This is a genomic window from Butyrivibrio sp. INlla16 (assembly GCF_900104155.1).
In the GTDB taxonomy this organism is placed as follows: Bacteria; Bacillota; Clostridia; order Lachnospirales; family Lachnospiraceae; genus Butyrivibrio.
This window is the reverse complement of the sequence record NZ_FMYB01000047.1, coordinates 1-24,545: the sequence shown is the minus strand read 5'-3', so window position 1 is coordinate 24,545 and position 24,545 is coordinate 1. Positions and strand designations below refer to the sequence as shown.

Annotated in this window: 34 protein-coding genes; 4 read left to right on the top strand and 30 right to left on the bottom strand. The window is 41.4% G+C overall.

From position 1 onward, the window contains the following. Nucleotides 1-549 precede the first annotated feature (549 nt). Entirely contained in the window at nt 550-1,233 is a 684-nt protein-coding gene (locus BLR42_RS17555; protein WP_139165201.1) for a hypothetical protein, read from the bottom strand. Between the two features lie 218 nt (nt 1,234-1,451). Here BLR42_RS17555 and BLR42_RS17550 point away from each other — a divergent pair, with 218 nt between their 5' ends. Next, nucleotides 1,452-1,883, top strand: coding sequence for a hypothetical protein (locus BLR42_RS17550; RefSeq protein ID WP_091871949.1), 432 nt, complete (start codon nt 1,452-1,454; stop codon nt 1,881-1,883). A gap of 31 nt (nt 1,884-1,914) precedes the next feature. Here the strand turns inward: BLR42_RS17550 and BLR42_RS17545 are convergent, their stop codons facing one another. The 7 genes from BLR42_RS17545 to BLR42_RS17510 form a co-directional block, all read right to left on the bottom strand. Further along, nucleotides 1,915-2,691, bottom strand: coding sequence for a class I SAM-dependent methyltransferase (locus tag BLR42_RS17545; protein WP_091871947.1), 777 nt, complete (start codon nt 2,689-2,691; stop codon nt 1,915-1,917). A gap of 133 nt (nt 2,692-2,824) precedes the next feature. Beyond that, the gene (locus BLR42_RS17540) at nt 2,825-3,892 is read right to left on the bottom strand and encodes a MerR family transcriptional regulator (protein ID WP_091871945.1); all 1,068 of its coding nucleotides are present in this window, start codon (nt 3,890-3,892) and stop codon (nt 2,825-2,827) included. Nucleotides 3,893-4,079: 187 nt separating this feature from the next. After that, on the bottom strand, nt 4,080-4,292 hold the full coding sequence (locus BLR42_RS17535; RefSeq protein ID WP_091871942.1) for a hypothetical protein: 213 nt from the start codon (nt 4,290-4,292) through the stop codon (nt 4,080-4,082). 476 nt (nt 4,293-4,768) lie between these two features. Beyond that, on the bottom strand, nt 4,769-5,221 hold the full coding sequence (gene bcp, locus BLR42_RS17525) for a thioredoxin-dependent thiol peroxidase (protein WP_091871937.1): 453 nt from the start codon (nt 5,219-5,221) through the stop codon (nt 4,769-4,771). 22 nt (nt 5,222-5,243) lie between these two features. Continuing rightward, nucleotides 5,244-5,756: an RNA 2',3'-cyclic phosphodiesterase gene (gene thpR, locus BLR42_RS17520; RefSeq protein WP_091871934.1), complete on the bottom strand. Its 513-nt coding sequence runs from the start codon at nt 5,754-5,756 to the stop codon at nt 5,244-5,246. A 12-nt stretch (nt 5,757-5,768) separates the two neighbouring features. Next, nucleotides 5,769-6,323 (bottom strand): sce7726 family protein, encoded by a 555-nt coding sequence (locus BLR42_RS17515; RefSeq protein ID WP_091871932.1) that lies wholly within the window; start codon nt 6,321-6,323, stop codon nt 5,769-5,771. A 26-nt stretch (nt 6,324-6,349) separates the two neighbouring features. Then, nucleotides 6,350-6,682, bottom strand: coding sequence for a hypothetical protein (locus BLR42_RS17510; protein WP_091871929.1), 333 nt, complete (start codon nt 6,680-6,682; stop codon nt 6,350-6,352). Nucleotides 6,683-6,895: 213 nt separating this feature from the next. On the opposite strand from BLR42_RS17510, the gene BLR42_RS17505 reads away from it, so the two are divergent. Together BLR42_RS17505 and BLR42_RS17500 are read left to right on the top strand one after the other, a co-directional pair. Beyond that, nucleotides 6,896-7,294 carry a hypothetical protein gene (locus tag BLR42_RS17505; RefSeq protein ID WP_139165200.1) on the top strand — a complete coding sequence of 133 codons (399 nt, stop codon included), beginning with the start codon at nt 6,896-6,898 and terminating at the stop codon, nt 7,292-7,294. After that, nucleotides 7,287-8,315, top strand: coding sequence for a sensor domain-containing diguanylate cyclase (locus BLR42_RS17500; RefSeq protein ID WP_091871924.1), 1,029 nt, complete (start codon nt 7,287-7,289; stop codon nt 8,313-8,315). The genes BLR42_RS17505 and BLR42_RS17500 overlap by 8 nt, the downstream gene beginning before the upstream one ends. Nucleotides 8,316-8,334: 19 nt before the next feature. Here BLR42_RS17500 and BLR42_RS17495 read toward each other — a convergent pair whose 3' ends face one another. From BLR42_RS17495 to BLR42_RS17415, 19 genes are all read right to left on the bottom strand, one after another. Continuing rightward, nucleotides 8,335-9,015 carry an MBL fold metallo-hydrolase gene (locus tag BLR42_RS17495; RefSeq protein ID WP_170832855.1) on the bottom strand — a complete coding sequence of 227 codons (681 nt, stop codon included), beginning with the start codon at nt 9,013-9,015 and terminating at the stop codon, nt 8,335-8,337. A gap of 133 nt (nt 9,016-9,148) precedes the next feature. After that, nucleotides 9,149-9,298, bottom strand: a complete 150-nt coding sequence (locus BLR42_RS23350; RefSeq protein ID WP_207648571.1) for a hypothetical protein — start codon at nt 9,296-9,298, stop codon at nt 9,149-9,151. A gap of 14 nt (nt 9,299-9,312) precedes the next feature. After that, nucleotides 9,313-9,852 (bottom strand): glutathione peroxidase, encoded by a 540-nt coding sequence (locus tag BLR42_RS17490; RefSeq protein WP_026499042.1) that lies wholly within the window; start codon nt 9,850-9,852, stop codon nt 9,313-9,315. 26 nt (nt 9,853-9,878) lie between these two features. Then, complete coding sequence (locus BLR42_RS17485) at nt 9,879-10,271, bottom strand: flavodoxin family protein (protein ID WP_091823914.1); 393 nt, start codon at nt 10,269-10,271, stop codon at nt 9,879-9,881. A gap of 116 nt (nt 10,272-10,387) precedes the next feature. Continuing rightward, on the bottom strand, nt 10,388-11,218 hold the full coding sequence (locus BLR42_RS17480) for a YczE/YyaS/YitT family protein (protein ID WP_091871918.1): 831 nt from the start codon (nt 11,216-11,218) through the stop codon (nt 10,388-10,390). Between the two features lie 25 nt (nt 11,219-11,243). Further along, nucleotides 11,244-11,741: a GNAT family N-acetyltransferase gene (locus BLR42_RS17475; protein ID WP_091871915.1), complete on the bottom strand. Its 498-nt coding sequence runs from the start codon at nt 11,739-11,741 to the stop codon at nt 11,244-11,246. A 2-nt stretch (nt 11,742-11,743) separates the two neighbouring features. Continuing rightward, nucleotides 11,744-12,313 (bottom strand): HD domain-containing protein, encoded by a 570-nt coding sequence (locus BLR42_RS17470; RefSeq protein ID WP_091871913.1) that lies wholly within the window; start codon nt 12,311-12,313, stop codon nt 11,744-11,746. A gap of 39 nt (nt 12,314-12,352) precedes the next feature. Beyond that, on the bottom strand, nt 12,353-12,736 hold the full coding sequence (locus BLR42_RS17465; RefSeq protein WP_091871910.1) for a VOC family protein: 384 nt from the start codon (nt 12,734-12,736) through the stop codon (nt 12,353-12,355). 30 nt (nt 12,737-12,766) lie between these two features. Next, nucleotides 12,767-13,315, bottom strand: coding sequence for a GNAT family N-acetyltransferase (locus BLR42_RS17460; protein WP_170832854.1), 549 nt, complete (start codon nt 13,313-13,315; stop codon nt 12,767-12,769). Nucleotides 13,316-13,343: 28 nt separating this feature from the next. Next, nucleotides 13,344-14,135 (bottom strand): SDR family oxidoreductase, encoded by a 792-nt coding sequence (locus tag BLR42_RS17455; protein ID WP_091871905.1) that lies wholly within the window; start codon nt 14,133-14,135, stop codon nt 13,344-13,346. A gap of 72 nt (nt 14,136-14,207) precedes the next feature. Next, nucleotides 14,208-14,360, bottom strand: a complete 153-nt coding sequence (locus BLR42_RS22425) for a GNAT family N-acetyltransferase (protein ID WP_139165199.1) — start codon at nt 14,358-14,360, stop codon at nt 14,208-14,210. A 28-nt stretch (nt 14,361-14,388) separates the two neighbouring features. Continuing rightward, the gene (locus BLR42_RS17450; protein WP_091871902.1) at nt 14,389-15,135 is read right to left on the bottom strand and encodes a nucleoside phosphorylase; all 747 of its coding nucleotides are present in this window, start codon (nt 15,133-15,135) and stop codon (nt 14,389-14,391) included. 268 nt (nt 15,136-15,403) lie between these two features. Further along, nucleotides 15,404-15,781, bottom strand: a complete 378-nt coding sequence (locus tag BLR42_RS17445) for an SDR family oxidoreductase (RefSeq protein ID WP_207648569.1) — start codon at nt 15,779-15,781, stop codon at nt 15,404-15,406. A gap of 58 nt (nt 15,782-15,839) precedes the next feature. Further along, nucleotides 15,840-16,937 carry a radical SAM/SPASM domain-containing protein gene (locus BLR42_RS17440; RefSeq protein WP_091871897.1) on the bottom strand — a complete coding sequence of 366 codons (1,098 nt, stop codon included), beginning with the start codon at nt 16,935-16,937 and terminating at the stop codon, nt 15,840-15,842. 206 nt (nt 16,938-17,143) lie between these two features. Further along, nucleotides 17,144-17,674 carry a cysteine hydrolase family protein gene (locus BLR42_RS17435; protein ID WP_091871894.1) on the bottom strand — a complete coding sequence of 177 codons (531 nt, stop codon included), beginning with the start codon at nt 17,672-17,674 and terminating at the stop codon, nt 17,144-17,146. 24 nt (nt 17,675-17,698) lie between these two features. Continuing rightward, nucleotides 17,699-18,175, bottom strand: coding sequence for a GNAT family N-acetyltransferase (locus BLR42_RS17430; RefSeq protein WP_091871891.1), 477 nt, complete (start codon nt 18,173-18,175; stop codon nt 17,699-17,701). 137 nt (nt 18,176-18,312) lie between these two features. Further along, nucleotides 18,313-19,059 (bottom strand): peroxide stress protein YaaA, encoded by a 747-nt coding sequence (gene yaaA / locus BLR42_RS17425; RefSeq protein ID WP_091871888.1) that lies wholly within the window; start codon nt 19,057-19,059, stop codon nt 18,313-18,315. Nucleotides 19,060-19,479: 420 nt separating this feature from the next. After that, nucleotides 19,480-20,859, bottom strand: coding sequence for an MATE family efflux transporter (locus BLR42_RS17420; RefSeq protein ID WP_091871886.1), 1,380 nt, complete (start codon nt 20,857-20,859; stop codon nt 19,480-19,482). Beyond that, nucleotides 20,856-21,782 carry an aldo/keto reductase gene (locus tag BLR42_RS17415; RefSeq protein ID WP_091871883.1) on the bottom strand — a complete coding sequence of 309 codons (927 nt, stop codon included), beginning with the start codon at nt 21,780-21,782 and terminating at the stop codon, nt 20,856-20,858. The genes BLR42_RS17420 and BLR42_RS17415 overlap by 4 nt, the downstream gene beginning before the upstream one ends. 168 nt (nt 21,783-21,950) lie before the next feature. Here BLR42_RS17415 and BLR42_RS17410 point away from each other — a divergent pair, with 168 nt between their 5' ends. After that, nucleotides 21,951-22,352 carry a MerR family transcriptional regulator gene (locus tag BLR42_RS17410; RefSeq protein ID WP_091871881.1) on the top strand — a complete coding sequence of 134 codons (402 nt, stop codon included), beginning with the start codon at nt 21,951-21,953 and terminating at the stop codon, nt 22,350-22,352. Nucleotides 22,353-22,368: 16 nt separating this feature from the next. Here the strand turns inward: BLR42_RS17410 and BLR42_RS22965 are convergent, their stop codons facing one another. From BLR42_RS22965 to BLR42_RS17400, 3 genes are read right to left on the bottom strand one after another with little or no spacing between them, the layout of a single operon-like run. Further along, a complete protein-coding gene (locus tag BLR42_RS22965; RefSeq protein WP_207648568.1) occupies nt 22,369-22,515 on the bottom strand; it encodes a hypothetical protein in 147 nt (48 codons plus the stop codon). A gap of 5 nt (nt 22,516-22,520) precedes the next feature. Further along, complete coding sequence (locus BLR42_RS17405) at nt 22,521-23,897, bottom strand: Gfo/Idh/MocA family oxidoreductase (RefSeq protein WP_091871872.1); 1,377 nt, start codon at nt 23,895-23,897, stop codon at nt 22,521-22,523. A 51-nt stretch (nt 23,898-23,948) separates the two neighbouring features. Next, a complete protein-coding gene (locus BLR42_RS17400; RefSeq protein WP_091871871.1) occupies nt 23,949-24,299 on the bottom strand; it encodes a hypothetical protein in 351 nt (116 codons plus the stop codon). Nucleotides 24,300-24,545: the final 246 nt, after the last annotated feature.

The following is a 24,545-nucleotide window of genomic DNA, read 5'->3' as shown; positions in this document are numbered from 1 at the left end:
TAGCAGAAAAAGAGCCTTTTAACAGTAAACAAACAATAAAGAAGCCTTTTTTCAGACAATTCCACACAGAAAAATTTTCCGTTTCACAGGAAATATTGATTTGTAAATAAGAGAGTGTTTTTGGCATTTTGGTATACTTTTTGAGACCTTTTTAAGGCTTGTTTCTCCGAAATAGTAAATAGAACGTCATATTTCTCATTTTGATACCCATGTTTTAAAAAATCATGGGTACCAAATGTCCGAAAAGGCCTTCTCATTTACAAACAGTCATGAAAAAGTCTTAAAATAAGCCTAAAAGGTATACCAAAATAGCAAAAACGTGCTCTCATTTACAAATACGGATTCCGACAATAATTTGCGAACGTAAAGGCAATCGTAAACGTAATTTGCGAAAATCACCAGACACTAACAGAATTTCTATATAACAAAAATACCGCCACGCATTACACATGACGGTATATCCTCTAATCAATACAATATTTAATTTACCTGACATCGCTCCATCAGATTCATATTATTATGATCGGTCCGACATCAGCTTCATTTTATTTACTCTGTTATCTCTCCATCGGCTTCGCTCTCATAGAGTCCGAGATATGAAACAATCTTAAATTCAGGGTTATCAAGGCTAAGGTCTCTGAACCAGATATCTCCGTCGCCGATGCTTGCACCCATGTAATTAGCCCAGAGATCGGAAACGCTCCAAGACTGAAGCTTAGCAAGTGCCTCTTCGTCAAAGCCCTTGTCATTAGCGTAAGCAACGAACTCTTCCTTGTTATTGCAAAGGTTGCCAAGCTCCTCAGAACCGATAGGATACTCGATCATATCACCGATTGTGTCCCAATCCTTTGCGTTTGTAGCATCTACAATTTTCTGCGCATATGCCTCAACGTCTGCACTACTCGCGCTTGTGAAAACTGAGTAATCAACTGCGCTATCCTCGCCGGCATCAGCTGCACCATCTTCTCCGGCATCAGCTGCTTTGTCCTCGCCATCTGCTGCTTCTTCTCCGGCAAGCTCGCCTGCCTCTGTAACATCACCAACTATATCTGAAACATCTGCCTCTGTTACATCAGAAGCTGCTTCCTCTGCTGCCTCAGAAGCCTCACTCTCAGCTGCCTCGGCTATCTCTTCTTCCTGAACATCAACAGTGCTGTTTGAAGCATCCCCACATGCAATAAGCATAGTACTCATCGAAACCGCAAAACACATAGCTAAAATTCTTTTTTTCATAACATTTATCTCCTTTTTAAAAACTATGTTCTGCATTGTATCACAGTTCTTTGTTACAAAGTGTGTAATATTTGTGAAAAATTCTTGTGATATTATCTGCTTCAAAAATTCCTGTACGGTTTGCAACATTTCCCAAAGTCCATCTGTATTATAAATAGACTGAGATAAAACAAGGGATTATCTCAGCAAATAACAATCGTTTTAAAAGGAGATACATCATGATTGACAAACCTACAGATTATATTTTCTTAGCTATACTTGGATTTTTCTTAGTTAGACTCATATGGATGCTGGTATCGGATTTTATCGGCATGTTTAACTATTTCCGCGCATCCGTTTATAGCGGACATATAGTAAAGAGCCTCGGCACCGTAAAGGAAAAGGCTTACATCAGCGGCCATTCCAGCTATTATCACACCTTTGAAAAGTATTGTGTTGAATATAATCTCGACGGTCACTGGCAGCAAAGCGATGTCCTTACAGCAAAAAGGAACCTCCACGCAGGAGATTCCCTTACTGTACACGTCCTGACACATAATGGTATTCCGGAAATCCAGACAGACACCTGCGGTGCAAAAATAAGATTTATAACACTAATCCTTCTTTTCAGTGTTGCCGCAACCGCTGCGCTTGTTTTCTTCTTCGGCTAAACTCCCCGATGAGCACGATAAATCATATCCCTCACCACGCTACAAACATTCCCGGATCTTTTGGGAGCTTCAAAACACCGTCCACCATATTGGACAGTAGTTTTTCTCTCACCTCTTCCCGTGAGAGAGTACAGGATTTTTCAAAGGTGATGCCTGAATAGATGTAGTCCATGAGATCATCGATATTTGTTATCTCAAGGGAATCCTTGTAACGCTCTATCCGGACATTAGTGAAAAACGGCTCCAGTTTCTCTCCTCCATTTTCCAGAGAGAAATTATTCTCATAGGAAATATCCTGCTCAAGAATGTCGGCAATGGTCTCGAGCACGCCGTTTTGTCCGGATGTTCCGGCGTAGAAACATCCGCCGCTTTTAAGCACTCTTCGAACCTCAGATACCGCCTTGTTTATATCCGGCACATGATAGAGCATGCAGTTAGCTATTACTACATCAAAAGTATTATCTTCAAACGGAATGTCCTGAATATCAATGACCTCATATTTAACATTTGGCAGCTCACCGAGGTTCTTCTTCGCTTCAGCGAGCATGCCTTCACTCATGTCGGATAAAACCAGCTGCGACAGCTTTCCTATAACATCTCTGTTTTTTGCCCACATAACTGCGCTTCCGGTACCAAGCTCCAGAACTCTCATACCCTCTTCCAGCTTCATGACTGTAAAATACCAATTATGCAGCCCCATTTTATTGGTTGAATACTTGTCATGAATTGAGATTCTGGTGCTTAGTCCGTTTGAATTCTTGTACTGATCTTTGACGAATTTCGTATCATCAATGAAAATGTTCCCCATATAGCTCCTCCAACTTTTTTCACTTTTTATAGCAATGCCAGAACTGGCTTCCGGTTTCAAGTGCAAACTCACCGTCCTTTTCAATCTTGTCCTTGAAGTACGAAAGCAGCTTGTCTTCGTAACGAACGATGGCTTACTCCTGATCCTTGTAGTAGTCCTTCATCTTTTCTACAATTTCTCCGGCCTCGGTATAATGCCAAACGTTTGGCAGAATAACCGACTCAACCCTTGCAAAGTATTTCTCCATCATTGCTATATACTGATTTCTCTTCTCTGTCTGTTTAGCTATCTTTTCATCTATGAAAGATGCATCTACTCCGACAGCTTCTATCGCTTCTTTGAAGTATTTATTCCACTTTGCCACGTTGGCACCGTTTAATGAAAAATATCCATCTTCGGAAACCACGCTGCTTGCATGCGCTACAATAGCTTCAATATCCTTTATCTCGGAATCAAGATAGTGAGCAACAACAAGGTCATAGACTCCGGTAGCATCGATTTTCTCCCAGGTCTTCTCATCCTCAAGATCCTCAAATTCAAACTCAATACTTACGTCTTCGGGGAGTGTTTCCTTGTTTTCCGGAATGAACTTTGCAAAATCATCAGCCCAGCTTCCGTGAATATCATATCCCGTAATCTTTGTCCCCTTCGGAATCTCGGTCCAGTTGTTTCTCCAAAGCTTCGCATATCCGCATCCAAGGTCGAGAACCCTGCTGCCCTCTTTAATTTCAAGCGACCTGAAAATTCTCACATACCAGTCGAGCTCTCCGCTTGTGTGCTTAAGTGCATCCCAGTGGCGCTCGTCTGCTGACTGATCGGCATTCACATACTGTACGATTCCTGCAACATCGTCCCAATCAAGGTTATCCTTACGGGCTAGCGTCCTCTTAATTGCATCAGTGATTTTCTCAAGCTGATATTTCTTTTCCTCCATCTTACGAAGCTGAATCTCCAGCGCCGACTTGATGTCACTTGCTTCACCGCTCTTTAGATTGTCACGAATTTCTTCAAGAGAAAATCCTATCTGCTTAAGGGCCACGATCTTTTCAAGGATCTGCAGCGCAGCAGCATCATACAGGCGATAATTCCCCTCTGAATACTCGGTCGGCTTAAGGAGCCCCTTTTCATCGTAAAGACGTATTGCCTTCTGCGATACTCCCGCCTTCTTTGCCATTTCTCCGGATGTCATTTTCTTTTCCATTTTCGAAACCTCCTTCTTGTTGATAAATCAACCTTAAGGGGTTCCCTAAGGGAAGAGTCAACAGTGTTTTTATTGGATTATTATATACATGAAAAAGGCAGGACACAATTCATATAAAAAGCATAAAAGAACAGGCCTCATCACATACTGCTTTTGGCCTGTTCTGCACTGATTCTTCTGATCACAACTATTCATCGTCATCAGGATATACTTCTACATTTTCCCGAAGCTCTTCGACCATCTTGTCATAAGCTTCAAGCTCTTCCTCACTGATACCACCCTGCTTAGCTGCTTCGATTCTGGCTTTTTTCATCTCCTCTTCCGAAGCAAAACCATATTCTTCCCAGACCGGCACCTCTTCATCTTCCTCAGTTCCTGTAATTTGCGTCTCATTCTCCATTATGAATTCGTCTTTGGCTTTTGCGTTATTTGAGTTAAACAACTAATAGCATTGTAAATTATGTTCATTAAGTCCTTATAAAAATGAAATAAAAATTGATTATTTTTGTTATGTTTTCCAACTAATTCGATGCACAACTCTGTTAAACAGGCAAAAGAATAACCTGATTAGTTCTGTGTTAATCAGGTTACTCATATCACATATTTATATTAGGAGGAGTTAAAAAATGAAGAAAATCTCTTATTATTGTTTCGTTTTAATACATCCTCTGAAAGCTCGGGCTTTCTCGGGAGGCTCCCATACAGAAACCGGAGGCTTGTCTCGTTCCCTGTATGATTGTCTTTCTGATATATTTATCGGTCCGGATTCTCAGCCTCTTAACCCTTTTGGGAAAAGTATTAAACTTTCATAATTAAGCAAAATAAGTGGATTTTTTCTTCACTCCTTCTCCTTGGTACATCCTTACATAAAGCTCATCACAATTCTCCAAGCATCTTTTCGGGATCATCAGCAGCTTTTACTTTATCGTTCGCCCTGATGATTATGCCTTCTTCATCTATCAGATATGTTGTCCGCACCACGCCCATAGATACCTTGCCGTAGTTTTTCTTCTCCTTCCACACGTCATAGGCCTCAATCACCTTGCGCTCAGGATCTGCCAGCAGTGTGAATGCCAGTCCGTACTTTTCCTCAAACTTCTTATGGGAGGCCACTGTGTCCTTGCTCACACCAAGAACTACTGCCCCTTTTTCTGTAAATTGCGGATATCTCTCTGAAAAACCGCATGCCTGCTTGGTGCATCCGGAAGTATTATCTTTCGGATAAAAGTAGAGGATAACCTTCTTACCTCTGTAATCTTCCAGCGAATGCATTACTCCGTTCTGATCCGGGAGTTCAAATGACGGTGCCTTTGTTCCTACTTCGAGCATGAATTATTCCTCCTTATCTTTTTTAGAAAGCTCTCACATAGCCAATCTCCGTATAGACCATTCCGTGCTTTCCGCGTTCTGATTTCATCAATGAGATTCCCTTTACTCTCATCGATTCCTCTGTAGTAATCTCATGTTGCCCGGGGAAATCCTTATTTCCGGTCGCCCGCCTGACAAGTGTGATATGAGGGATAAACTTTTTCCTGTCATACTCAATGTCTTCATCAGACAAAGCTTTTCTAAGGCGCTTCACATAATCATGAAGTTCCTGACTTTCCTCAATGTTCGCAAACACCATATCCTTAAAGCGCCTTGTGCCTGAGGCCTTAATGCTGAAGGACTTCAAAGGCACATCCCGCATTACCTCGATGACTTTTTCGGGCTCATCGTTTTCTCCGAGAAATGCCAAAGTGATGTGGAGGTTCTCTGGTCTCGTATAACTGCCCCTTATTCCTTCGCGCATCAGATCATCCTGCATCTCTGCAAGGGCATCCGTCATATTTTCATCAAGGACAATTGCTATAAATAGACGCATATAAATACCTCCTTACTCAAATATAGAATAATCTCTATCGAAAAGTACCTCAAGCATCTGCTTCTTAAGTAGTTCTTTATCAACACTCTCCATCAGGTACTTCTTGCGGTACATCTTACTCTTGTCTGAGTACTTATACAGTCCATTTTCTTCCTGAAGAACAGCAAGCTCGCTCTTCCACAAAAGTCCCATCTGATTGTTCAGCTTTACCTTCGGACTACGCATCGGGGCACGCATCTCGTAGCAATCAAGGCTTCCGGCATCATCTTCAACAGTGATGATTCCCCAGTGATCAGGCACATGCTCTTTTATATGTCCGGCATGAGTCGTTCCCACAACAACATAGTTGTAGTCAAAAAATCTGTCATAATCCCTGACCTGTCTGGATAGTCGTTCATAGGTGTCGGCGTCACTTTTAATTTCAACGCCATAAAGCCCCTCGTCTGTAACCATGACAATATCCGCTCTTGATTTTCCCATTGTCAGTTCTTCAAAGAAACGTATTTTTCCATATTTTGTTTCAAGATAGTCGCAAAGTCCATCCCTGATATCTGCGTCGCGAAGCATAGAGAGGATCCCCTTATCTCTAATAGTTATTGCTCGGTTTCCTGCTCCATTTTTCTTCTATCGAGCATAGCACCGATGGCCATACCTGCAAGCATTCCAAATGATGTTCCGAGGCACATTCCGGTCGAAACTTTCCCGGAAATACAATAATTTGCAATACATCCTGCTATAACTCCAATGCCCATTCCCCAGCACTGTCCAAGCAGCATATATCTGTGTTTGGCCCTGTTTTTTTCATACTCTTCCTTGTTCTTTTCAGACATGTCCTTAATATTCTTGGATGTAGCTACCCCAAACAAAAGATAAACCGGTGCAAGTACTGCAATTAATACAATAAAAAGTAATACCTTAGGTGTCATAGTTTTTCTCCTCCTTAGTTCCCCATGAAGATTGCTTGTACATAGCGAATCTTCACTTTTATCCTTTTACTATAACAGAAATATTTCCAATTAACAGTGAATTATCAAACTGTTAAATCATTATTTCTCCCTACACTTAATATTTTAGGGTTTTTTAATAATTCTCTTTAGCTGAATAACGTATCATTAGAGTTAGGAAGGTGGTAGATGACTATGGATTTTGATTTAATTGTCAATAGCATGGGGGCATTTACATGCGTTCTATCAGTGGAGAAGCTCCCGGATGGAAATATCGGCGACATCCGTATTGTAGCAGGCAATAAAGCATATATAGATTCTATTGAGAATCCAATCCAGGAACTCAACATGGAGAATCGCACCTTTATTCCAAACTCTGTATATACGGACTATATTCCTAAGGATCTCAATTTTGAGACTGCTACTATTCAGGCAGCGGTGAATAAAAAAGTGGTTCATACCTATATCAGGCCCGAAAGGTATGGCGCATGGCTTAATATTGTTTTTATGCCGCTTATGACCGATCATGATAATCTGTGCTACTGCACTTATACCATGGAAATAGATCTCTCTCAATACAAAAACCATGTCTGACGTATCAGGGGAAATAGCCACAGCAGTTTTAAATAACTGCCTGGTTCTTAATGAAAACAATGACTTTGAAAAGGCCATGAATGAAGTTGTTAAGTCCATAAGACAAATGTGCTCAGCGGAAATGTGTGTCATTTTGCTTCTTAACAATGAAGAGCAGTCCTGCAGAGTATTAAGTGAGGATCTGGCAGAAGATACAGAGCTTAACCCCTTTGGCTTCCATATTGAAAAGGGATTTTACAAGGTGGTTTCCACTTGGGCGGATACTATCTCAGGAAGCAGCTGTCTGATTCTGAAAGATGAAAATGACATGAATTATTTAAAGAAAAAGAATCGTGCCTGGTACGATTCGCTGATAAATGAGAAAATCTTTTCTCTTGTTCTTTTCCCTATTAAATCAGGTGATGAGATTATCGGGTATATATGGGCTGACAATTTTGACCCTGAAAAATCAGATACAATAAAAGAAACTCTGGAAATAACTACGTTTATCTTAAGTTCGGAAATAAGCAATTATCTGTTATTGGACAGACTGGAAACTCTCAGTTCCCGTGATATGCTTACCGGCGTTATGAACCGAAATATAATGAATAATTGTGTCGACAGGTTAGTTCAGGCATCAGAGAAAAAGAGTCATTCTCTTGGTGTTATTTTTGCTGACCTGAACGGCCTTAAACGCGTAAACGATACAGAGGGTCATATAGCCGGTGATAGGCTGATAAAAAAAGCTGCCGATATACTTACGGAAGTATTTGATATTGACCAGATCTTCAGGGCAGGTGGTGACGAATTTTCCGTAATACTTCCTTCCACAACTAAAGAGGAAGTAGCGGATAAAATACAAAAAGTCAGAAACCTTTCGGAAAAATCCGGCAACGTAAGCCTCGCCATAGGGAGCTGCGTTGTAAGTGACGCAAAGGATATAAGATTAGCGCTCAGGAAGGCAGACGAGGACATGTACGCCGACAAGAAGCGTTATTATGCTACTCATCCTGAAGCTGAGCGCAGGAAGCGTGATAATTGAATCCCATAATCAAAAATTTTTATTCACAAAGGAATGTTGCCACCCCGACATCATATTCTTTGACGGTCTGTCCAAACATATCCCTCTCTGTCGGAACAAGCTCACCTTTTTCAACCTTTTTAGCGCCATCAATAAGCTTATCCACTATTGAAAAATCCACCGGCAAAGTTCCATGATTTGCATATATGCCCTTTATCTTATCCTTATATTTTTCAAGTCTTTTTAGACTGTGGATGTAAGCGCTCATATCACGCATGGGTCCGAACATGAATATTCCGCCATCCTGAATCGGGTCACCACTAAAGAGCATTCCGCTGTTTTCATCAAGAAGCGCTGTGCTTCCGGGCGTATGTCCGGGAAGAGCAATTGCCAGAAGTTTGCGTTCTCCGATATCAATAACATCGTCGTCGTATATGGGAATTATCTTCTGAGAAGGGTGCGGCTTGCCATAATTAACAAGCTCGGCGGGGTTTATCATGACTTCATCGAATTCATCATTACTGCCGATGTGATCCATGTCCGCATGTGTATTAAACAGTCTGACCGGCAAGTCTGTAATCTCTCCCGCAAGTTCTCTGGCGTTATGAACCTCCATTCCGCTATCGATCAGCAGCGCCTGCTCTGTCCCAAGCAGCAGGAAAAATCTCACGCCGCCTTCATCATACTGGTATGTACTGTCATCTATCTTTTTCCATTCCATGTTGTATCCTCCATTTTTCATCCTAAGGGATGTATAGTTTCCGCTCTAGATTCAATCAAAACATCCTTGGTATGCCAGAGTCAATACTAATAATTCTAATCACCAATTCTACTCAAAATCAGTATTGCTATTATTAAGGGAAAAGATATTTTCCATAACATTCGCAGGTCTTTTGGAAGCGGATTTCAGAGCACCATGCCTGAATGGTTATGTCATTAAGTCGGCAATAATCAAGTGCTCCACCATCGCGCATCACCGACATATCGGTGGTCTTATTGTTCATAAATCCAAACACTTTCAAAGAAGAGATTTTATGCACGCCTCAACATCTTCCACATCAGCTGTGGGTTCAAAACGTGCAACTACGTTTCCTTCCCTGTCAATTACGAACTTTGTGAAATTCCACTTAATATCAGGCTTCTTGTCCCAATCAGGATCCGCCTCTGCAAACATCTTCTCAAGTAATTCTCTGTACTGATGATCCTGGAAGCCTCCGAATCCCTTCTGAGATTTAAGGTATGTGTAAAGTGGAAGCTCATTCTCACCGTTTACATCAGCTTTTTTCATCTGAGGGAATGTTGTATTGTAGTGAAGTGTGCAGAATTCATGGATTTCCTCATCTGTACCGGGAGCCTGTCCGCCAAACTGGTTGCACGGGATATCCAGCACCTCAAGACCTTTGTCATGATATTTCTCATAAAGCTCCTCTATTGGTTTGTACTGAGGTGTAAAACCACAACCTGTAGCTGTGTTCACAACCAGAATAATCTTCCCTTTGTAATCAGCAAGATTAAGTTCTTCACCTGTTCCTGTAGTTACTTTGTAATCATAGATCATCTTTATGTCCTCCTTGGTCATATTCGTCAAATATATTTTTTTGCAAACTTCACTGCTTCATCCCTGCAGCCGTCTACAGCCTTGCTCTTAAAATACAGGGTATCGCTCTCAACCTTGATCCCCTTATCTGTCAGAGCATCCTTAATAAGGTCCAGTGCGTGCTTTGAAAGCCATGATGTTGAAAAAACCACTGCCTTGCCGACTTTATCACCGGATAATGTCTTCAGGTACTGCTTCAGATTTTCATCAATACCGTAAGCGTAGAGCGCCCCACCAATAAAAAGGACATCTACTTTATCTGAAAGTTCAGCATTGTTTGAATCTACTGAGACAGCATCTACACCTGCTGTTTCTGCAATATACTCTGCAACCTTTTTTGTGTTCCCTGATCTTGAATAATATCTGACTGCTGTGCTCATGGCATCCTCCTTTTCGTTCAATCTGCATATTCCATTTTATTACATTTAATTGTGTGCAATGTTAATTATAATACTATTCCACAAAAAAACAAGCCCCCTAACTTTAAAAAATAAAGTCAGAGGACCAATTTCCGGATTCTTTCATCCATCAGCGGGTATAACCAATCACCAAGTTCACGGAATCCATAACCGGTCGATTCCGCTTTTTCTGTGCTAAAACTACGTGTATTTTCAAGTCCGTTATACGGAGCAGCATCCCCTTGCTCACTGATAACAGCGTTCTTGCCTAGGCCTTTTTCTATATATCTGATAATCTCCGAGATCTTAACCGTTGCTTTCGAGCAGCCATTTACGGGGCCGGCTATAATATTATAAACTATCTGCATCACAATTCCTGCACCAAATGTACTTAGTATTGTACCTATGCCTACCGGTCCTCCAAGCAGCACTCCTGCCACGAGGACTACTGACCAGAGTATAATCTCGACAATTCCAATCGGGATACGCGACATCCGCTTCCCCAATCCGACAAGCAGTGCATCCCTCGGTCCGCAGCACTGTTCACTTTTCATATATACAGCCATTCCAAGCGCCATGAAAACAAAACCCATAAGCATAATGACTATTCCACTCCACAGATTACTGTTGAGAGGTAAAGGATTTACGCTGTTGAAGAATTGGACAAAATTCCCGGTCAGAAGTGCATCTATTATTGTTCCATAGCCTATCTTTTCCTTCATGATCAAATCTATTGCAAGAACGGCAATAGCAACAAGTGTCATGGATACTCCATAATTAAGCGGCGTATGATATGATATTCCCATTCCCAGGCAGTCCCATGGTGCAAGTCCTATATTTGCAAATATTGTCAGATGAACGCCAAAGGCAAATACAAACAAGCCTATGACAATTCTAATCCATCCCAGTATGATTTTCTGTCTTTTCATTTTTTGATGTTTCCTTAATTCCATCCTATTCCCTGACTTTCATGATATACCCCTGAAGCTCCAGCTCTTTTCCGGAATCAGTGGATACCTTCTCAAGTTCTTGCTCAATGATTTCATATTCATCTTCAAACTTACGAAGGAGTTTCATGCTTCCAATATTGCGGACATCCGCCTCGTAAAAGAATTCTCTTTTACCATACTTGGTACGAGCTACATCAAGAGCCTCTTTTAATGCAGTATATGCATGGCCTTTATTCCATTCGGACTTTTTAATCCAAACACCGACTTCACAGCAGTCCTCTGAAAGCCCATGCACTTCCGAGCTCCCTATGAACTCACCATCCTCTGACAGCACAGAAAGAAGTATTGTTTCACCGTTCTTCACCCCATCAAGAAATCCTTGTAAAAGCTCCCTGGCATCATCAACACTCTCAAATGGATCCGGCCACTGATACTTTGTTATTTCTTCATCAAACCCTTCAAAATAATCCTGAAGGTAGTCCATACTAAATTGTTCTATCATCTCTATTCGCCCAACTCCTCAAAGTATTCTTTCAAAAAGCCTTCCATGTATTCGTGTCTCTTCATGGCAATTTCCTTCGCAGCTTCAGTATTCATCTCATCTTTCAAACGAAGTAACTTGTCATAAAAATGCTGCACCGAATCATCAAGTGGCCTTCCGACTTTTCCTCCATAAGCAAAAGTTCTTGCGATACCTACTGCACCAATGGCGTCAAGTCTGTCTGCATCCTGGACAATCTTTCCTTCAAGCGTTCCCGGAGTTTTTCCTCTGTTCTTGCTGAAGGACACACCATTTATGACTTCACAGATTTTTTCTATGTTTTCTTCCGATACGCCATTCTCGTTCAAAAATGCTCTGGCATTAGCATTATTTTCAGTTTTAAAAAGCTTGTGATCATCCACATCGTGCAGCAACGCCGATAATGACGAAATGAAAAGATCAACCTCAGGATATGACTCTGATATCAGCTGCACATTCTTGTAAACACGAATTGTATGCTGCACATCATGCCCATCTGAATTACCACTGAATAATTCATTTACATACTCGATAGCTTTATCAATTAATTCCATTAAGCTTTCCCTTCAAAAAATGTCTGTATATTTCATACCTCATTCAGTAATTTCTATCTGATTGCCCTCAATACCAATAATGCAGCTTTCGTAATATCCATCGCCTGTAGTCCGGGGGCCGCTTACAACCTCGAAGCCATCATCTTTAAGAAGCTTAGTCAGCTCATCAACCCTCTGCCTGCTACCCACAGAAAAAGCTATGTGAATATACCCTGTCCTTGTCAGATGTTTTTCAGCATCAGCAAGTCCGGGCTTTTTCATGAGTTCAAGCCTTGCTCCATCGTCGAATGAGATAAAATATGACCTAAAATCCGTATTCACATTGTGATAACCATCGTTGGATTTTCCGCCAAGATATTTCACAAAGAAGTCCCTGGCTGCCTCGAGGTCATTAACATACATTGCAACATGTTCTATCTTCATTTTTAACATCCCCCAATTTATCTTCTGTTTTTACAAAAAGAGAACCATGTTGATTTCATCTATATATGTGCCGCCCTTAAGCCTGAATGCTCTTAAAGTCTTGCCCATTTCTTGAAATCCCATCTTCTTATAAAGGGCTAATCCTTTGTAATTGTCGGCGTAAACACCAAGTTCAATTTGTCCAAAGCCCAGCTCCCTTGCTTTATCTATAGCCTTTGTCATAAGAATTGTCCCCAGGCCGCATCCGCAAAAATCTTGCTCTAACGCAATCGCTAAATCGCATCTGTGCTTGAGCTTAACATGCTTGCTATGAGCTGATATAGAACAATTACCAACTGCCCTGTCTCCATCAAAAACCGAGAAAAATGCAGAGCCATCAGATTCCAGAATGTCATTTAGGAACTTCTTTTCGTGTTCAAGATCAGGATTTATCTCCTCAGGATATCTGCATAGAAAATGTGTTTCTTCAGCTGTCTTGACCATATAATCAATCATTGTCTGCGAATCTTTTTCCTCTGCAGATCTCAGAGTAAGCTTTCTTCCATCTTTTAGTGTGATTATTTCTTCTTCGATTTTCATATATCCTCCTGCATATGTTGCAAGCATCTTATTTACTCTCTCTACCATTATCCTCGGCGCACTTTAGCAATGCCTCTGATACACTGCTGAAAACAACACCGTACTTTTTAGCCTTGGAACAATCCATCCACAGATTATGCCTTGCAGGAGCATCATTTACCTGAATATCCAACCCCAGCGCACTTACAAATTCCTTTGTAATATCATACATGGACTTGTCTGTCTCGCTTCCAAAGTCATAAGATCCGCCGGGTAATGCTATGACTTTTTCTATATTTTCAGCTACTTCCTTTACATAGGTGATGCCTCTGTACTGCTTTGAGCTGAACGCTACTGATTCCTTGGCATTTATTATGTTCATGTAGTAATTGGGCTTTTTTAGATAATAGTCATACATCCATTCCGCGCGAAGCATAACTGCATCAGGGCAGATATCCAAAACTCTCTGCTCCATTTCAAGTTTGTGTTCTGCATAGATATTTGCAGGTTTTACATTTTCTTCTGTATAAGGTCCATCATCCTCAAGACCGCTGTATACCTGATCAGAACTAAAGCATACAAGTTTTCTTCCCTCAGATGCTTTGGCAATAAAACACGGTATCTGAACATTTGCAACATAAGACGCCTCCGGGTTTGCCTCACACGCTCCTATATCCGATATAGCTGCAGTATGAACTATAGCATCTGCACCGCTCTCTTCGATAATCCTTTTGACCTGCTCTTCAGATGCGTTCCTGAGCGATGGCGCTGCAACGACACCATTGCAGATTTCCATTATTTTATTTCCAACAAATCCTGTAGCCCCTGTGACAAGTATCATTTCAATCAAAACTCCTTAATGAAAGTTTTTGCAGGATACCTTTTGCTCCCATCAAGCTTCACTAACTCGCTGTCATGTGAGTAATGCATCTTCCGCACATTTATAAAGCGGATAAATCATATATTCATTTACTTCCGGGTCTCCGCACCACTTAAATGCAGCCTCATAATCTTCCGGTACAAAAGGCCTCAATATCAATCTTTCAGTTTCAATCCTGACTCTCATTGTGAAAATCCTCCCAACCTAAATTGATTTATATCCTTACCGCGATATCCAAGCCAATATAGAACTTGCCCAGATCATGGTTTGCTGCATTGAGTGCCTCCACTTCATATCCGCTATCTGCCAGTACATCACCGGCTTCCAGAAAATCATACAGTTCAAGTCCGTAAAAATCACACACAGCCTGGACTCCCGCAAGCTCCATCTCTACGGCTATGCAGCCTTCTTCTCTTCTTTTGGCCACAAGTCCCTTTGTCTCTCTGAGCATAGAATCCGTTGTCCAGACACGACCTTTTACATATGGTACCTTGAGTTCTGTGAAAATAGCCTCTAATTTATCACAGCCCTTAATATCAATGTAGTCACTGGCCGGAGCATAGTAAAATGAAGCGCCCTCACCTCTGTAACTCTCTGTCGGGACAATAAACCTTCCGGTGGTCTGTTCCGGATCAAGGCTTCCGCAGGAACCGAACATTACAAACTTAGTCGCACCGGTTAACCAGTGTGCTTCATAGCAGGCACTCGATGCAACAGCGGAGCCTATCGATGTCAGGTAAAATGCGATCTTTTCGCCTTTGTACTCAAGGCAATAGATAGGGATGCTCCCGTTACATGCCCCTAGCGAAGCGATCTCTTCACAATGAAATTTTTCCAGAATATGGTCATGAATTTCTTTTGAAAAAATAATAATGCACTTATCAACCAAGTGCTTTTGTTCCCCATAAAAATGTTCCAATTTCACTATTGGTTCAGTCTCATCATAAAAGTCCTTCAACATCGGTCACCTCCTAAAAAAATAAGCCCCATCAAACTCTCGCTTGATGAGGCTTTGGATACTATGTAAGTTATAAAGCACTAGCTATGCCCTACAATTATCCTTATCCTCATCATACATATCAAAAACAGACCCCTGAATCATATTCACGGATGTTGTAATGACCACGTCTGTTTTGACGAGAATAAGTCTTTCCATAGCGTCTACCTTTCTGAAAATTATTAGTTGTAAGTATAATTAACTGACAAATCACTGTCAAGAAGTTTTTTTGTCAGATTAAGCCAAGATTCTTTTTAACCAGCTCTTCACTAAGCTCATACAGTCTTTTCGCAAGTGCTCTGTTCTTTGATTTTCTGGAAGATTTAGCAATCTTACACTTATAAAAGTATTCTCCTGTAACATCCTTCACAGACTCATCTGTTGCAAGAAAAATAGCCGTTCGCGCTCCTTCTGCAGGTGTAAGGAAAAATGGTTTTAACATACCGGTTATTGTTTTTCCAAATCCTGTATCCCTGTCTATTCCGATATTGGTGGCAACAGCTCCGGGGTGGCAGCAATTTACTGTAATTCCCTTATCTGCAATCCTCGAAGCAAGTTCCCTTGTAAACAGCACATTTGCAAGTTTACTTTGCGAATACGCCTTTACCACGTTATATCCTTTTGTAAGATTTATATCATTAAAATGGATGTTCCCATGTAATTCACCTCTACATTGCACGCCCAAGAAGTTCTTCTACTTCATGTCTCTTCTCATAGAGAACACATCCGCCATCATGATCATCCATGAGTACACCTTCTTTCTGAAGAGCTTTGAATAATCTTGAGTTCATGGCCTCTCTTAAGGATGTGTCTTTTACATTTATATCCGAGTATGGTGAAAACGGGCAAGGCTCAGCGCCTCCATGTGAATTGATATGGAAAAATCCTCTACCGGCTGCGATGCATCCACCTGAGCTCTTCTCATCTCCGGGGAAAGATACAAATACCATCTCGGGATGTTCCTGTCTTAGTCTCATGATTTCATTTTTCAGATATTCTCTATCCTCATCACCCGGTGCAAGATACTTAGAGTCATCAGTCACGGGAACAAACTCAACAAAAATAACAGCTTTGCATCCTTTGTCAGACAGCTTGCCAATAAAACTCTTTGAAGAAACATCTTTAATGTTTTCCGTGGTCACAGTCACTGAAGCACCGAAAATAAGTCCGCGCTCCTTAAGCTCATCCATATTTAATATGAGCTTGTCATAGACACCCTCACCACGTCTGTTATCTGTGGCTTCTTTCTCACCCTCAATACTCATTATCGGGATAAGATTCCTATTCTGATCAAACATGTCGAAATACTTTTCTGTCATGAATGTACCATTAGTAAAAATCGGAAACAGTATATTCTGTTTTTTTCCGGCAGCCTCTATCACTCCTTTACGAAGAAGTGGCTCTCCACCCGCCAAAAGTATAAAGCTTACTCCAAGGTCATCCGCCTCATTGAAGATTTTGAGCCATTCATCGTCAGTGAGCTGTTGTACGGGCTCAGTGTCATTTGTAGCATTGTTGCATCTGGAATAACAGCCTGCACAGTGAAGGTTACAGCTGCTGGTTATGCTTGCAATGAGGAACGGTGGAATGTGCTCGCCCTCTGCCTCCAGCTTGGCTCTTTTCTTTGATGCTGCCTTTGTAGCCAGCGCAAACTTCGCCATATAAACACTTTCTTTCGGATTCTTGAGAGTAGCTTTAATCGCATCTGAAACTACCCTTTCTACTCCGTGTGTCATGTATTCCTGAATGTTAAAATCCTTGTTCATAATCCCATTACCTTTTCTAAGTTCCTGTTCCACTGCGTTATATTTTACACTATTGCATTGTTTCAAATCTTTTTCTGTATAATAACCCTACTCCGAAAATAATTCAAGATTTATTTTAACAAAGCAAAAAGCGCAGCTTCTGATATGTCTATCAGAAACAAGCGCTCTATGTCATCCACAATCTTGCCAATTCCCGTCTGTATAAACTATACCAGTTCCCCGATAAGCTTAATAGCTTCATCAACAGGAATGCAGCTCGCAAATCGTTCCGGCCACATCATCTGGTTATAATACTTATAAGTCGTTTCGCCATCCATGTAATCATTATCGAAAGTAGAATTGGTTCCTTCGGGGATTATTACTCTGTATCCCCTTTCAAATGCTGATTTCACGGAAGCATCAATACAGAAATTAGTCTGCAATCCGACTATCATTAAGTCTTTTACACCCGAGTCACTGAGATAATCTGCTAACTCGGCATTGCCAAAACAGCTGTTTACTGTCTTTATAAAAATCTTCTCATTCTCCCTTGGCGCCACCTGATCAGCAATCTCGAAATCCTTGTCACCAATAGAAAATCCTGTGCCCGGACCGTCATCATGCTGAACATAAATAACCTCAACATTATTCTTCCTTGCAGCATCGATGATATTTGTCACATTCTTTATAAATCCGGAGAAATTATATAATCTCTCATCGGTAATTCCTTTTTGTATATCTATAACAATAAGTTTCATAATATACCCCATCTGCTCTGATTATCATAACTCTTTCCTAAAGAATCTGTTCATGGTACTGTGAACTACCGCGTCAGGGCGCTCTATTTCTTTATACCCCTTCTTTTCATAGATATGAATTGCAGCCTGAAGATTGTCATGGGTCTCCAGATACGAAACTTTGTATCCCGCTTCTCGCATCCTCTCTTCAATAAAGTCTATCATTTCGTATCCAAGCCCTGATCCTTTTGCTGCATCCGTCAGATAGAGCTTCTGGAGTTCAGCGGTATCTTTCAGCGGTTCAAATCTGTCATATCCAATTCCACCGATAACCGCTCCATTATCGCTCTCGATGACAAAATATCTCCTATTATCATTGCCATAATAATCGCTAAGATGGTCTAATCCTGCGTCAAAATATACTGTTCCGGGAATATCAAGATTAAACTGCTTAAGGTTGTCTCTGATAAGCGCAGCAACAGCAGCATTGTCAGCCTCTGTAATCTCTCTGAATTTATACATATTTTTCACAAAGCCTCATATCTTATTTTCTTACTGCTAATTTCGGATTCACATTTCGGCATACTCTTTTAATGCCGCATGTTCACGACGGTACAGTCCATAATCAGCAATATTGTTATCGTGAAACCTTTCAAAATTCACTTTCTCTTTTCAAAAACTATCTCTGTATCACACGAAAGGTCATCCCTGTAAACATATCCAAGCCGATCAAACTTCTTTATCTCCTGCGGATCTTCGATTCGTTTTTCTGCCATGTACTTCACCATCTCTCCCCTGACCATCTTGGCATATGTACCCTTTGTCACAAGTTTCCCATTTACCATCTCACCAAATGTTATGGTAATGTAACAGTCATCCGGTTTCAGGTATTTTTCAATACACTTGGAATACTCCTTGGATGCAAGGTTTATTATAACGCCGGTACCATCATTTACTTCATCATAGAGCCTGGAGCCCCACAGATCATATAGGTCCTTATGCCCGTTTATCGATGCATTTGCCTGCATCTCAAGCCTGTATGGCGTAACTCCGTCCATCGGTTTAAGCACGCCATAAAACCCTGAAAGAATGCGAAGATGTTCTTGTACATAATCAAAGCTTTTGTCTTCAAACACCGCAGGAGCCATATACTGAAATGCAATTCCTTCATATGAAAGTATGGCAGGCGTCAGTCTGTTACAAAGATCCATCTCTTTAATGCGTTTGTAATTTTGCTCAGCAATCTTATCGTTGCATCCCCACAGTTTCTGTAATTCAGAATGCGACTTATTACGGAGCCACTCAAGTATTTCCTCCGTCTGATCAATGAATACCGGAAGCCCCATGTACTCAAGTTTATCTGTATCCACATTCATTTTCTTTGCAGGTGAAAGAATAATCTTCATCACAGTTCTCCAAACATTTTTCAGAATCCTCGCCTGATATTTCTTTTTTCAACATAATGTATTCATCAGTCCTGTATTCTTCAAATCTACACCCTCTGGTAAAAAATATATTTCTACTATAACAAAAAAATTCCTGTAGGACATACTTCCTTAATTATATTAAATAAAATAATCGCGCACAATTCATTCCGAAATGCGCACGATTATCAAAACTATAAAATATGAATCTGTTTACTTTATTTATATCCGACCATTCCTCCACGTTTATGATCGATAGACGATATCATAATCGAATATACTCCTATTATAATTACCGCCATAGCTCCTGAAACTGCTATGAAAAGTGTACTTATACCACATACCTTGCACAGTGCATCCTGCTGATATTTCCTTAAATGGCGCTATAATTGGATAAAGTTATCATATATATCTAACATTTTTGTCCTTCTGGTCGACAACAGACTTTCCAAGCCATTTTTTCCTGTACCAATAGCTCATTACAATCAGGCCTCTTATACATTCATCCGTAGCTGTACCAATGTAGATCCCAACAACACCTAAACCCAGCATCACTCCCACCAGATAACCGGTTGTAAGACCGAGTCCCCAGTTGCATATAAGTCCTGCAATAAATGGAAAGATATATGCTCCGGCTGCTTTAAGGCTGCTGACAAAGGTCAGGTTCAGGCACCTGCCTATCTCCACAAATATGTCTGCGATCATTATCAGCTGTCCAAGCGCAATAATGTTCTGATTCTGAGTAAATATCCCCAAAGTATATCTGCACAGGATCACATTGATTATTGCAAGCACTATTGTTATCGGCATCGACACTCTAAGGGTCTTAAACACCCTTTTATACGCCTCATCGGTCTTACCAGCACCTACCAGATGCCCTGTAATTATCTGGGTAGACATTGCACAGGCATTTGAAAAGATCATCACAAAAGATATCAGAGTATTACAATAAACCCTCGCATTTACAGCATCATTTCCCATCATATTTACAAAAGAAAGAAGCGTAGTCTGGTAAAGATTGTAGGTAAGATTCTCACCGGCTGACGGCAGCCCAATCTTTATCATCCTTACAAGGAGCTTCCCGGGGAATGGATCAAGATAACGAAGTGATATTCTTCCGGTCTTAGTGATATAGAAAAATCCGAACAGAGCAATGACAGCCAAAATCCTGGCAACAACAGTCGATATGGCCACACCGGCAACACCCATTTTCAAAAAGGTTAATGGTCCATACAAAAAGAGATAGTTACCGGCTATATTGATGAGGTTGATAGAAAAAGTCACCCACATCCCAATCTTGGTATAGCCATTGCATCTTAGAATCTGGATCATTACATTAAAAACAGCTGTAAGAAATCCTCCACCGCCAACGATATAAATATAGATCATTGAATACTGACGCATCTGCGGAGAAACATTAAGAAAATCCATTATCAGCGGATTTGCAATGCAGAAGGTTGCACTCAGTATAAGCCCGAAGGCAAGATTTACCATCACTGCCAGGGTATAGATCATGTTCATTTTCTCATGCAGCTTTGCTCCCAGATACTGGGCAGCGACTACATTCGTCGCCATGGCAATAATGCTGAAAAATATGTTCATCATGAACAGTATGATATTGGCATTGCCAACTGCACCGACCGCATACTCATCATAGTGGCTGAGCATGAGCATATCCACATTGTTGAGCATGGTATTTAACAGCAGTTCAAGAAACATTGGTCCTGCCAACACAAGCAGCGGAGTTTTTTCGTCTATGACAATCGTTTTGTTTTTATTCATGGTAAAAACTTCCCGGAAGATAGATACAGTCTGTACCACTCTTCATGTGTGAGTTCTATTCTGTCTGACTCTGCCATCTCTGCCAGATGCGTAGGATTCATTGTACCTGCTATTACCTGCATCTTCGCAGGATGTCTTAAAATCCAGGCTATGGCAATTGCAGCTTTTGTGACTCCATACTGCTCTGCCAATTCTCCTAAAACCTTGTTCATCTCAGGAAACTCCGGGTTATCAATGAACATCCCTTTGAACATGCCATGCTGGAGAGGAGACCATGCCTGGATAGTAATGTCATTCAGGCGGCAGTAATCAAGTGCCCCGCCATCACGCATAACAGACATATCCGTGGTCTTATTATTCATGTAAAGATCCTGATCAATGAGCTGTGACTGCTCAAGAGAGAGTTGGAGCTGATTTATCTTTAGAGGCTGCTTCACATACTTTTTCAAAAGCTCTATCTGCATAGGCATAGTGTTGCTCACACCAAAATGTCTTACCTTGCCTGCAGCTTCAAGCTCATCAAAAGCCTCTGCTATCTGCTCAGGATCATAGAGAAGATCCGGTCTGTGAAGAAGTAGCACATCAATATACTCCATCTTAAGTCTCTTTAGAATCCCGTCCACGCTCTCTATGATATTTTGCTTTCTCCAGTCAAATATCTGCTTGTCAAACCTTAATCCGCACTTTGACTGGATGATCAGGTCTTCTCTTTTCACATCTGTAAGCGCAATGGCATCGCCAAATCTGGTCTCCGCCTCACCATCGCCATAACAGGTAGCATGATCAAAGTAATTGATGCCAAGCGATACAGCTGTTTCAATCATCTTTGCTGCAGCTTCTGTGCTGAGGGCAGGCATTCTCATGCATCCGAGAATCATTCTTGATGCATTATTTGGTCCGTTTCCTATGTTAATTGTCTCCATTGATTTTCGCTCCTTCCTGATCCATTTCCGGTTATATTTGTTTCTCCCACTTGCGTATGTCGAAATTGTTCTGTATTATAAATCATACAACTTGAAGTTAACTTTAACTCAAGCTTTTTTATTTTAACGTTTATTTTATCATTACATTATATATTTTTCGGAGGGACCATGACCTATACCATCACTGAGCTGTCAAAGCAGTTTAATCTTCCAGCTTCGACAATAAGATACTATGAGCAAATTGGTTTACTTGAGAATGTTGAACATATAAATTCACGCAGATTTTACAATGATTCTCATATAGCCCGTCTCAATGCCATAGAATGCTTTAAGAAAGCCCTTCTATCCCTTGACGATATCAGGCTTTTCTTTTCATATGAAAAGGATATGGGAGCAAATTCTGAAAAGATACTTGAGATGATGAAGTCCCAGGAAGTCAGGACACAGGAATCACTGGCAGCACTCCAGACAGGACTTGCCCACCTTCAGAAAAAGATTCGCTTTTACACTCTGGTCAGTGAAGCCGTAAAGAATGGGACACCCATGCCTGACTGGAACGATGTTGTATGACAGTTATACTCCTGTTTTACTGCGTTTCTTCAATCAAGGCAGAAAGAGCAGAGAACTTTTCAGCGTTCTTCTTGGCTCTTACCAGCACATAGATCAAAAGAACAATATTTGTCAAAATTGCTACTCCGCCAAGTATGCCACCGGCCATAAGAAAAGGAAACATAACTATTACGGCCCGCATAAATCCACAACAACGGATTCGCCCTGTTTTTCCAATGAAAAGGCGATTCCCTGCATCAGTTTCACAACCGGCATATGTTCCCTCAGTGTGCTGACAGTCTCCTCATCCCTAAGCCACCTGGTCATGATCCTCTTATTGCTGGTGCTGTTGTATACCTCCGGATAGACCTTTTTCACCTCGTATTCCTCGTCGGGCAATAACTTGGGATTGGCTCTTGTGATGATGTGTGGTTTGACCGGAACATGTTCCACAAATTTGCCGTCGTCACGAGGAATCTTGTAACACTTGACACTGGCGGCAAAGAGCGTGGAGAGCTGAATTTCCATATCCAGATTTGATACTCTGCCATTCTTGTTGTACAGCTGATCCGGAAAATCTGTCCAGGTTCTGACAGATGGTGTTGTCTGTTCCATAGCGATTGTTCCCAGAGTAATTACCCTTTTCGTCTCCTTGTCCCTAAGAGCAAAGGTCGAAGTAATGTCTGTCTCACCCCAATCAATGCCCTTCCCCTCAGTTTTCCACCAATCCGGACAGTTGTCGTCAAATCGCTCACTGATGGGCTTGGGAATTCTGTCATTCTGGTCAGTCGGATAAGCTGCGTAGGAAGCAAAAGCGACCTCAAACTGCTTCTTTGGGTAGATCATCTTGTTCAGCAGCAAAAAGCGAGCCAGCAGATCCACATAATGATAACCACCATGCATCAGCATTCCGTAGCCATAGCGATAGGGGTGATCCTCACGCGTCAGGTATTCCCGATGCAGATTACATACACCCCCTGCGTGCTTGATATGAAAAGAGGTCAGCGGAGCCTCGTATTTCTGCATCTTTTCTTTGATCATCTGATACACAACATCGGCGTAAATCTCGTGACATCTACCCAGTGTCATGACAGAAACATGGCAGTTATTCTTCTCCGCCTGTTCCACGTAATAGTTCATCCTCTCGACCATGACCTCCGGGCAGTACTTCCCGTCCTTTTGCGGCAAAAAAACAGGTTTTTCCACCAAACAGGAAATGCCGTGTTCAACGCAGTACTTCAGATATCGCTCGTGATAGCTAACTTCGGTTGCTATATAGACCTTGATTTCACCATGTCTTGACTGTATAACCTGTGCAATATCATCAAATTCCAACATTTGTTCCGTCTCGTGCAGCAGATCAGGCGTTTGCAGATAATAGGTTTTTTCCGGCCGGATGAGGGCTCTGGCCAGATGTTTTTCAACCTCTTCCCTCTCTTTTTCCAGATCAACAATAGAGAATCCGTCGATAACCCCCTCTTTTATTGCATCGTCCACAAGCCCCAGATACTTGTTCAGGACAATCTCGTCAAAGCCCACAACAATCAGATGACATCTTTTTGACATACAACTCTCTCCTTGTCTTTTGGGTTATTCCATACCTGCTTAGTATATTCATTACTCTGACTTTGAGTCTTTTGCCGCATTCAGCCACAGAATCAAATTGTTGCTGTTAAAGGCGTTAAAATAGTATATATCCTCCGCAAGAGCCATGACCATACGAATTCCCGTACTCTCAATGGTATGTTTATTCGAATTGGCCTGATACCATGCGGTCGGGTCAAATGCCTGGCTATAATCTCGCAGTGTCAGGCAGATTCTGCCGGAGCTGATAAACAGACGGTATTCTGCGACGGATTCTTTCCCGGCATCAGTGTTGCCGTGCTGAACGACATTGCCCCCCCCATTTCCTCCATAGGCTCTCGGAATCTTTAGCCCAGATTCCAAGGGCTTTTTCTTTATGCTCATTTTTCAAATCCCCCCAAATTCTCAAAAAATTTAATGATTAGGGGTTGACAAACCCTCAAAAATCTGCGGCCGCTTCGCGGCCTATTGATTAAGAAAGTGCGTCATGTGCGGCGCCGGAAAAATCTTAATCGGAGGTGTTTGTTTATGTGTAAACCAATTAACATTGGCGGTCATGCCGCCTATCAGGCAAAGATGATATCTTTGCTCAAGCAATTCTATCCTGATGCTTTCACTCGTTTCGGTCCT

Bases quoted from the DNA above. Each gene is read 5' to 3' on its own strand.
- BLR42_RS17555 (WP_139165201.1), bottom strand. From the start codon at position 1,233: ATGAAAAAAAGAATTTTAGCTATGTGTTTTGCGGTTTCGATGAGTACT.
- BLR42_RS17550 (WP_091871949.1), top strand. From the start codon at position 1,452: ATGATTGACAAACCTACAGATTATATTTTCTTAGCTATACTTGGATTT.
- BLR42_RS17545 (WP_091871947.1), bottom strand. From the start codon at position 2,691: ATGGGGAACATTTTCATTGATGATACGAAATTCGTCAAAGATCAGTAC.
- BLR42_RS17540 (WP_091871945.1), bottom strand. From the start codon at position 3,892: ATGGAAAAGAAAATGACATCCGGAGAAATGGCAAAGAAGGCGGGAGTA.
- BLR42_RS17535 (WP_091871942.1), bottom strand. From the start codon at position 4,292: ATGGAGAATGAGACGCAAATTACAGGAACTGAGGAAGATGAAGAGGTG.
- bcp (WP_091871937.1), bottom strand. From the start codon at position 5,221: ATGCTCGAAGTAGGAACAAAGGCACCGTCATTTGAACTCCCGGATCAG.
- thpR (WP_091871934.1), bottom strand. From the start codon at position 5,756: ATGCGTCTATTTATAGCAATTGTCCTTGATGAAAATATGACGGATGCC.
- BLR42_RS17515 (WP_091871932.1), bottom strand. From the start codon at position 6,323: ATGCTTCGCGACGCAGATATCAGGGATGGACTTTGCGACTATCTTGAA.
- BLR42_RS17510 (WP_091871929.1), bottom strand. From the start codon at position 6,682: ATGACACCTAAGGTATTACTTTTTATTGTATTAATTGCAGTACTTGCA.
- BLR42_RS17505 (WP_139165200.1), top strand. From the start codon at position 6,896: ATGGATTTTGATTTAATTGTCAATAGCATGGGGGCATTTACATGCGTT.
- BLR42_RS17500 (WP_091871924.1), top strand. From the start codon at position 7,287: ATGTCTGACGTATCAGGGGAAATAGCCACAGCAGTTTTAAATAACTGC.
- BLR42_RS17495 (WP_170832855.1), bottom strand. From the start codon at position 9,015: ATGGAATGGAAAAAGATAGATGACAGTACATACCAGTATGATGAAGGC.
- BLR42_RS23350 (WP_207648571.1), bottom strand. From the start codon at position 9,298: ATGAACAATAAGACCACCGATATGTCGGTGATGCGCGATGGTGGAGCA.
- BLR42_RS17490 (WP_026499042.1), bottom strand. From the start codon at position 9,852: ATGATCTATGATTACAAAGTAACTACAGGAACAGGTGAAGAACTTAAT.
- BLR42_RS17485 (WP_091823914.1), bottom strand. From the start codon at position 10,271: ATGAGCACAGCAGTCAGATATTATTCAAGATCAGGGAACACAAAAAAG.
- BLR42_RS17480 (WP_091871918.1), bottom strand. From the start codon at position 11,218: ATGAAAAGACAGAAAATCATACTGGGATGGATTAGAATTGTCATAGGC.
- BLR42_RS17475 (WP_091871915.1), bottom strand. From the start codon at position 11,741: ATGATAGAACAATTTAGTATGGACTACCTTCAGGATTATTTTGAAGGG.
- BLR42_RS17470 (WP_091871913.1), bottom strand. From the start codon at position 12,313: ATGGAATTAATTGATAAAGCTATCGAGTATGTAAATGAATTATTCAGT.
- BLR42_RS17465 (WP_091871910.1), bottom strand. From the start codon at position 12,736: ATGAAGATAGAACATGTTGCAATGTATGTTAATGACCTCGAGGCAGCC.
- BLR42_RS17460 (WP_170832854.1), bottom strand. From the start codon at position 13,315: ATGAAAATCGAAGAAGAAATAATCACACTAAAAGATGGAAGAAAGCTT.
- BLR42_RS17455 (WP_091871905.1), bottom strand. From the start codon at position 14,135: ATGATACTTGTCACAGGGGCTACAGGATTTGTTGGAAATAAAATAATG.
- BLR42_RS22425 (WP_139165199.1), bottom strand. From the start codon at position 14,360: ATGAGAGTCAGGATTGAAACTGAAAGATTGATATTGAGGCCTTTTGTA.
- BLR42_RS17450 (WP_091871902.1), bottom strand. From the start codon at position 15,135: ATGTTGAAGGACTTTTATGATGAGACTGAACCAATAGTGAAATTGGAA.
- BLR42_RS17440 (WP_091871897.1), bottom strand. From the start codon at position 16,937: ATGAACAAGGATTTTAACATTCAGGAATACATGACACACGGAGTAGAA.
- BLR42_RS17435 (WP_091871894.1), bottom strand. From the start codon at position 17,674: ATGAAACTTATTGTTATAGATATACAAAAAGGAATTACCGATGAGAGA.
- BLR42_RS17430 (WP_091871891.1), bottom strand. From the start codon at position 18,175: ATGTATAAATTCAGAGAGATTACAGAGGCTGACAATGCTGCTGTTGCT.
- yaaA (WP_091871888.1), bottom strand. From the start codon at position 19,059: ATGAAGATTATTCTTTCACCTGCAAAGAAAATGAATGTGGATACAGAT.
- BLR42_RS17420 (WP_091871886.1), bottom strand. From the start codon at position 20,859: ATGAATAAAAACAAAACGATTGTCATAGACGAAAAAACTCCGCTGCTT.
- BLR42_RS17415 (WP_091871883.1), bottom strand. From the start codon at position 21,782: ATGGAGACAATTAACATAGGAAACGGACCAAATAATGCATCAAGAATG.
- BLR42_RS17410 (WP_091871881.1), top strand. From the start codon at position 21,951: ATGACCTATACCATCACTGAGCTGTCAAAGCAGTTTAATCTTCCAGCT.
- BLR42_RS22965 (WP_207648568.1), bottom strand. From the start codon at position 22,515: ATGTTTCCTTTTCTTATGGCCGGTGGCATACTTGGCGGAGTAGCAATT.
- BLR42_RS17405 (WP_091871872.1), bottom strand. From the start codon at position 23,897: ATGTCAAAAAGATGTCATCTGATTGTTGTGGGCTTTGACGAGATTGTC.
- BLR42_RS17400 (WP_091871871.1), bottom strand. From the start codon at position 24,299: ATGAGCATAAAGAAAAAGCCCTTGGAATCTGGGCTAAAGATTCCGAGA.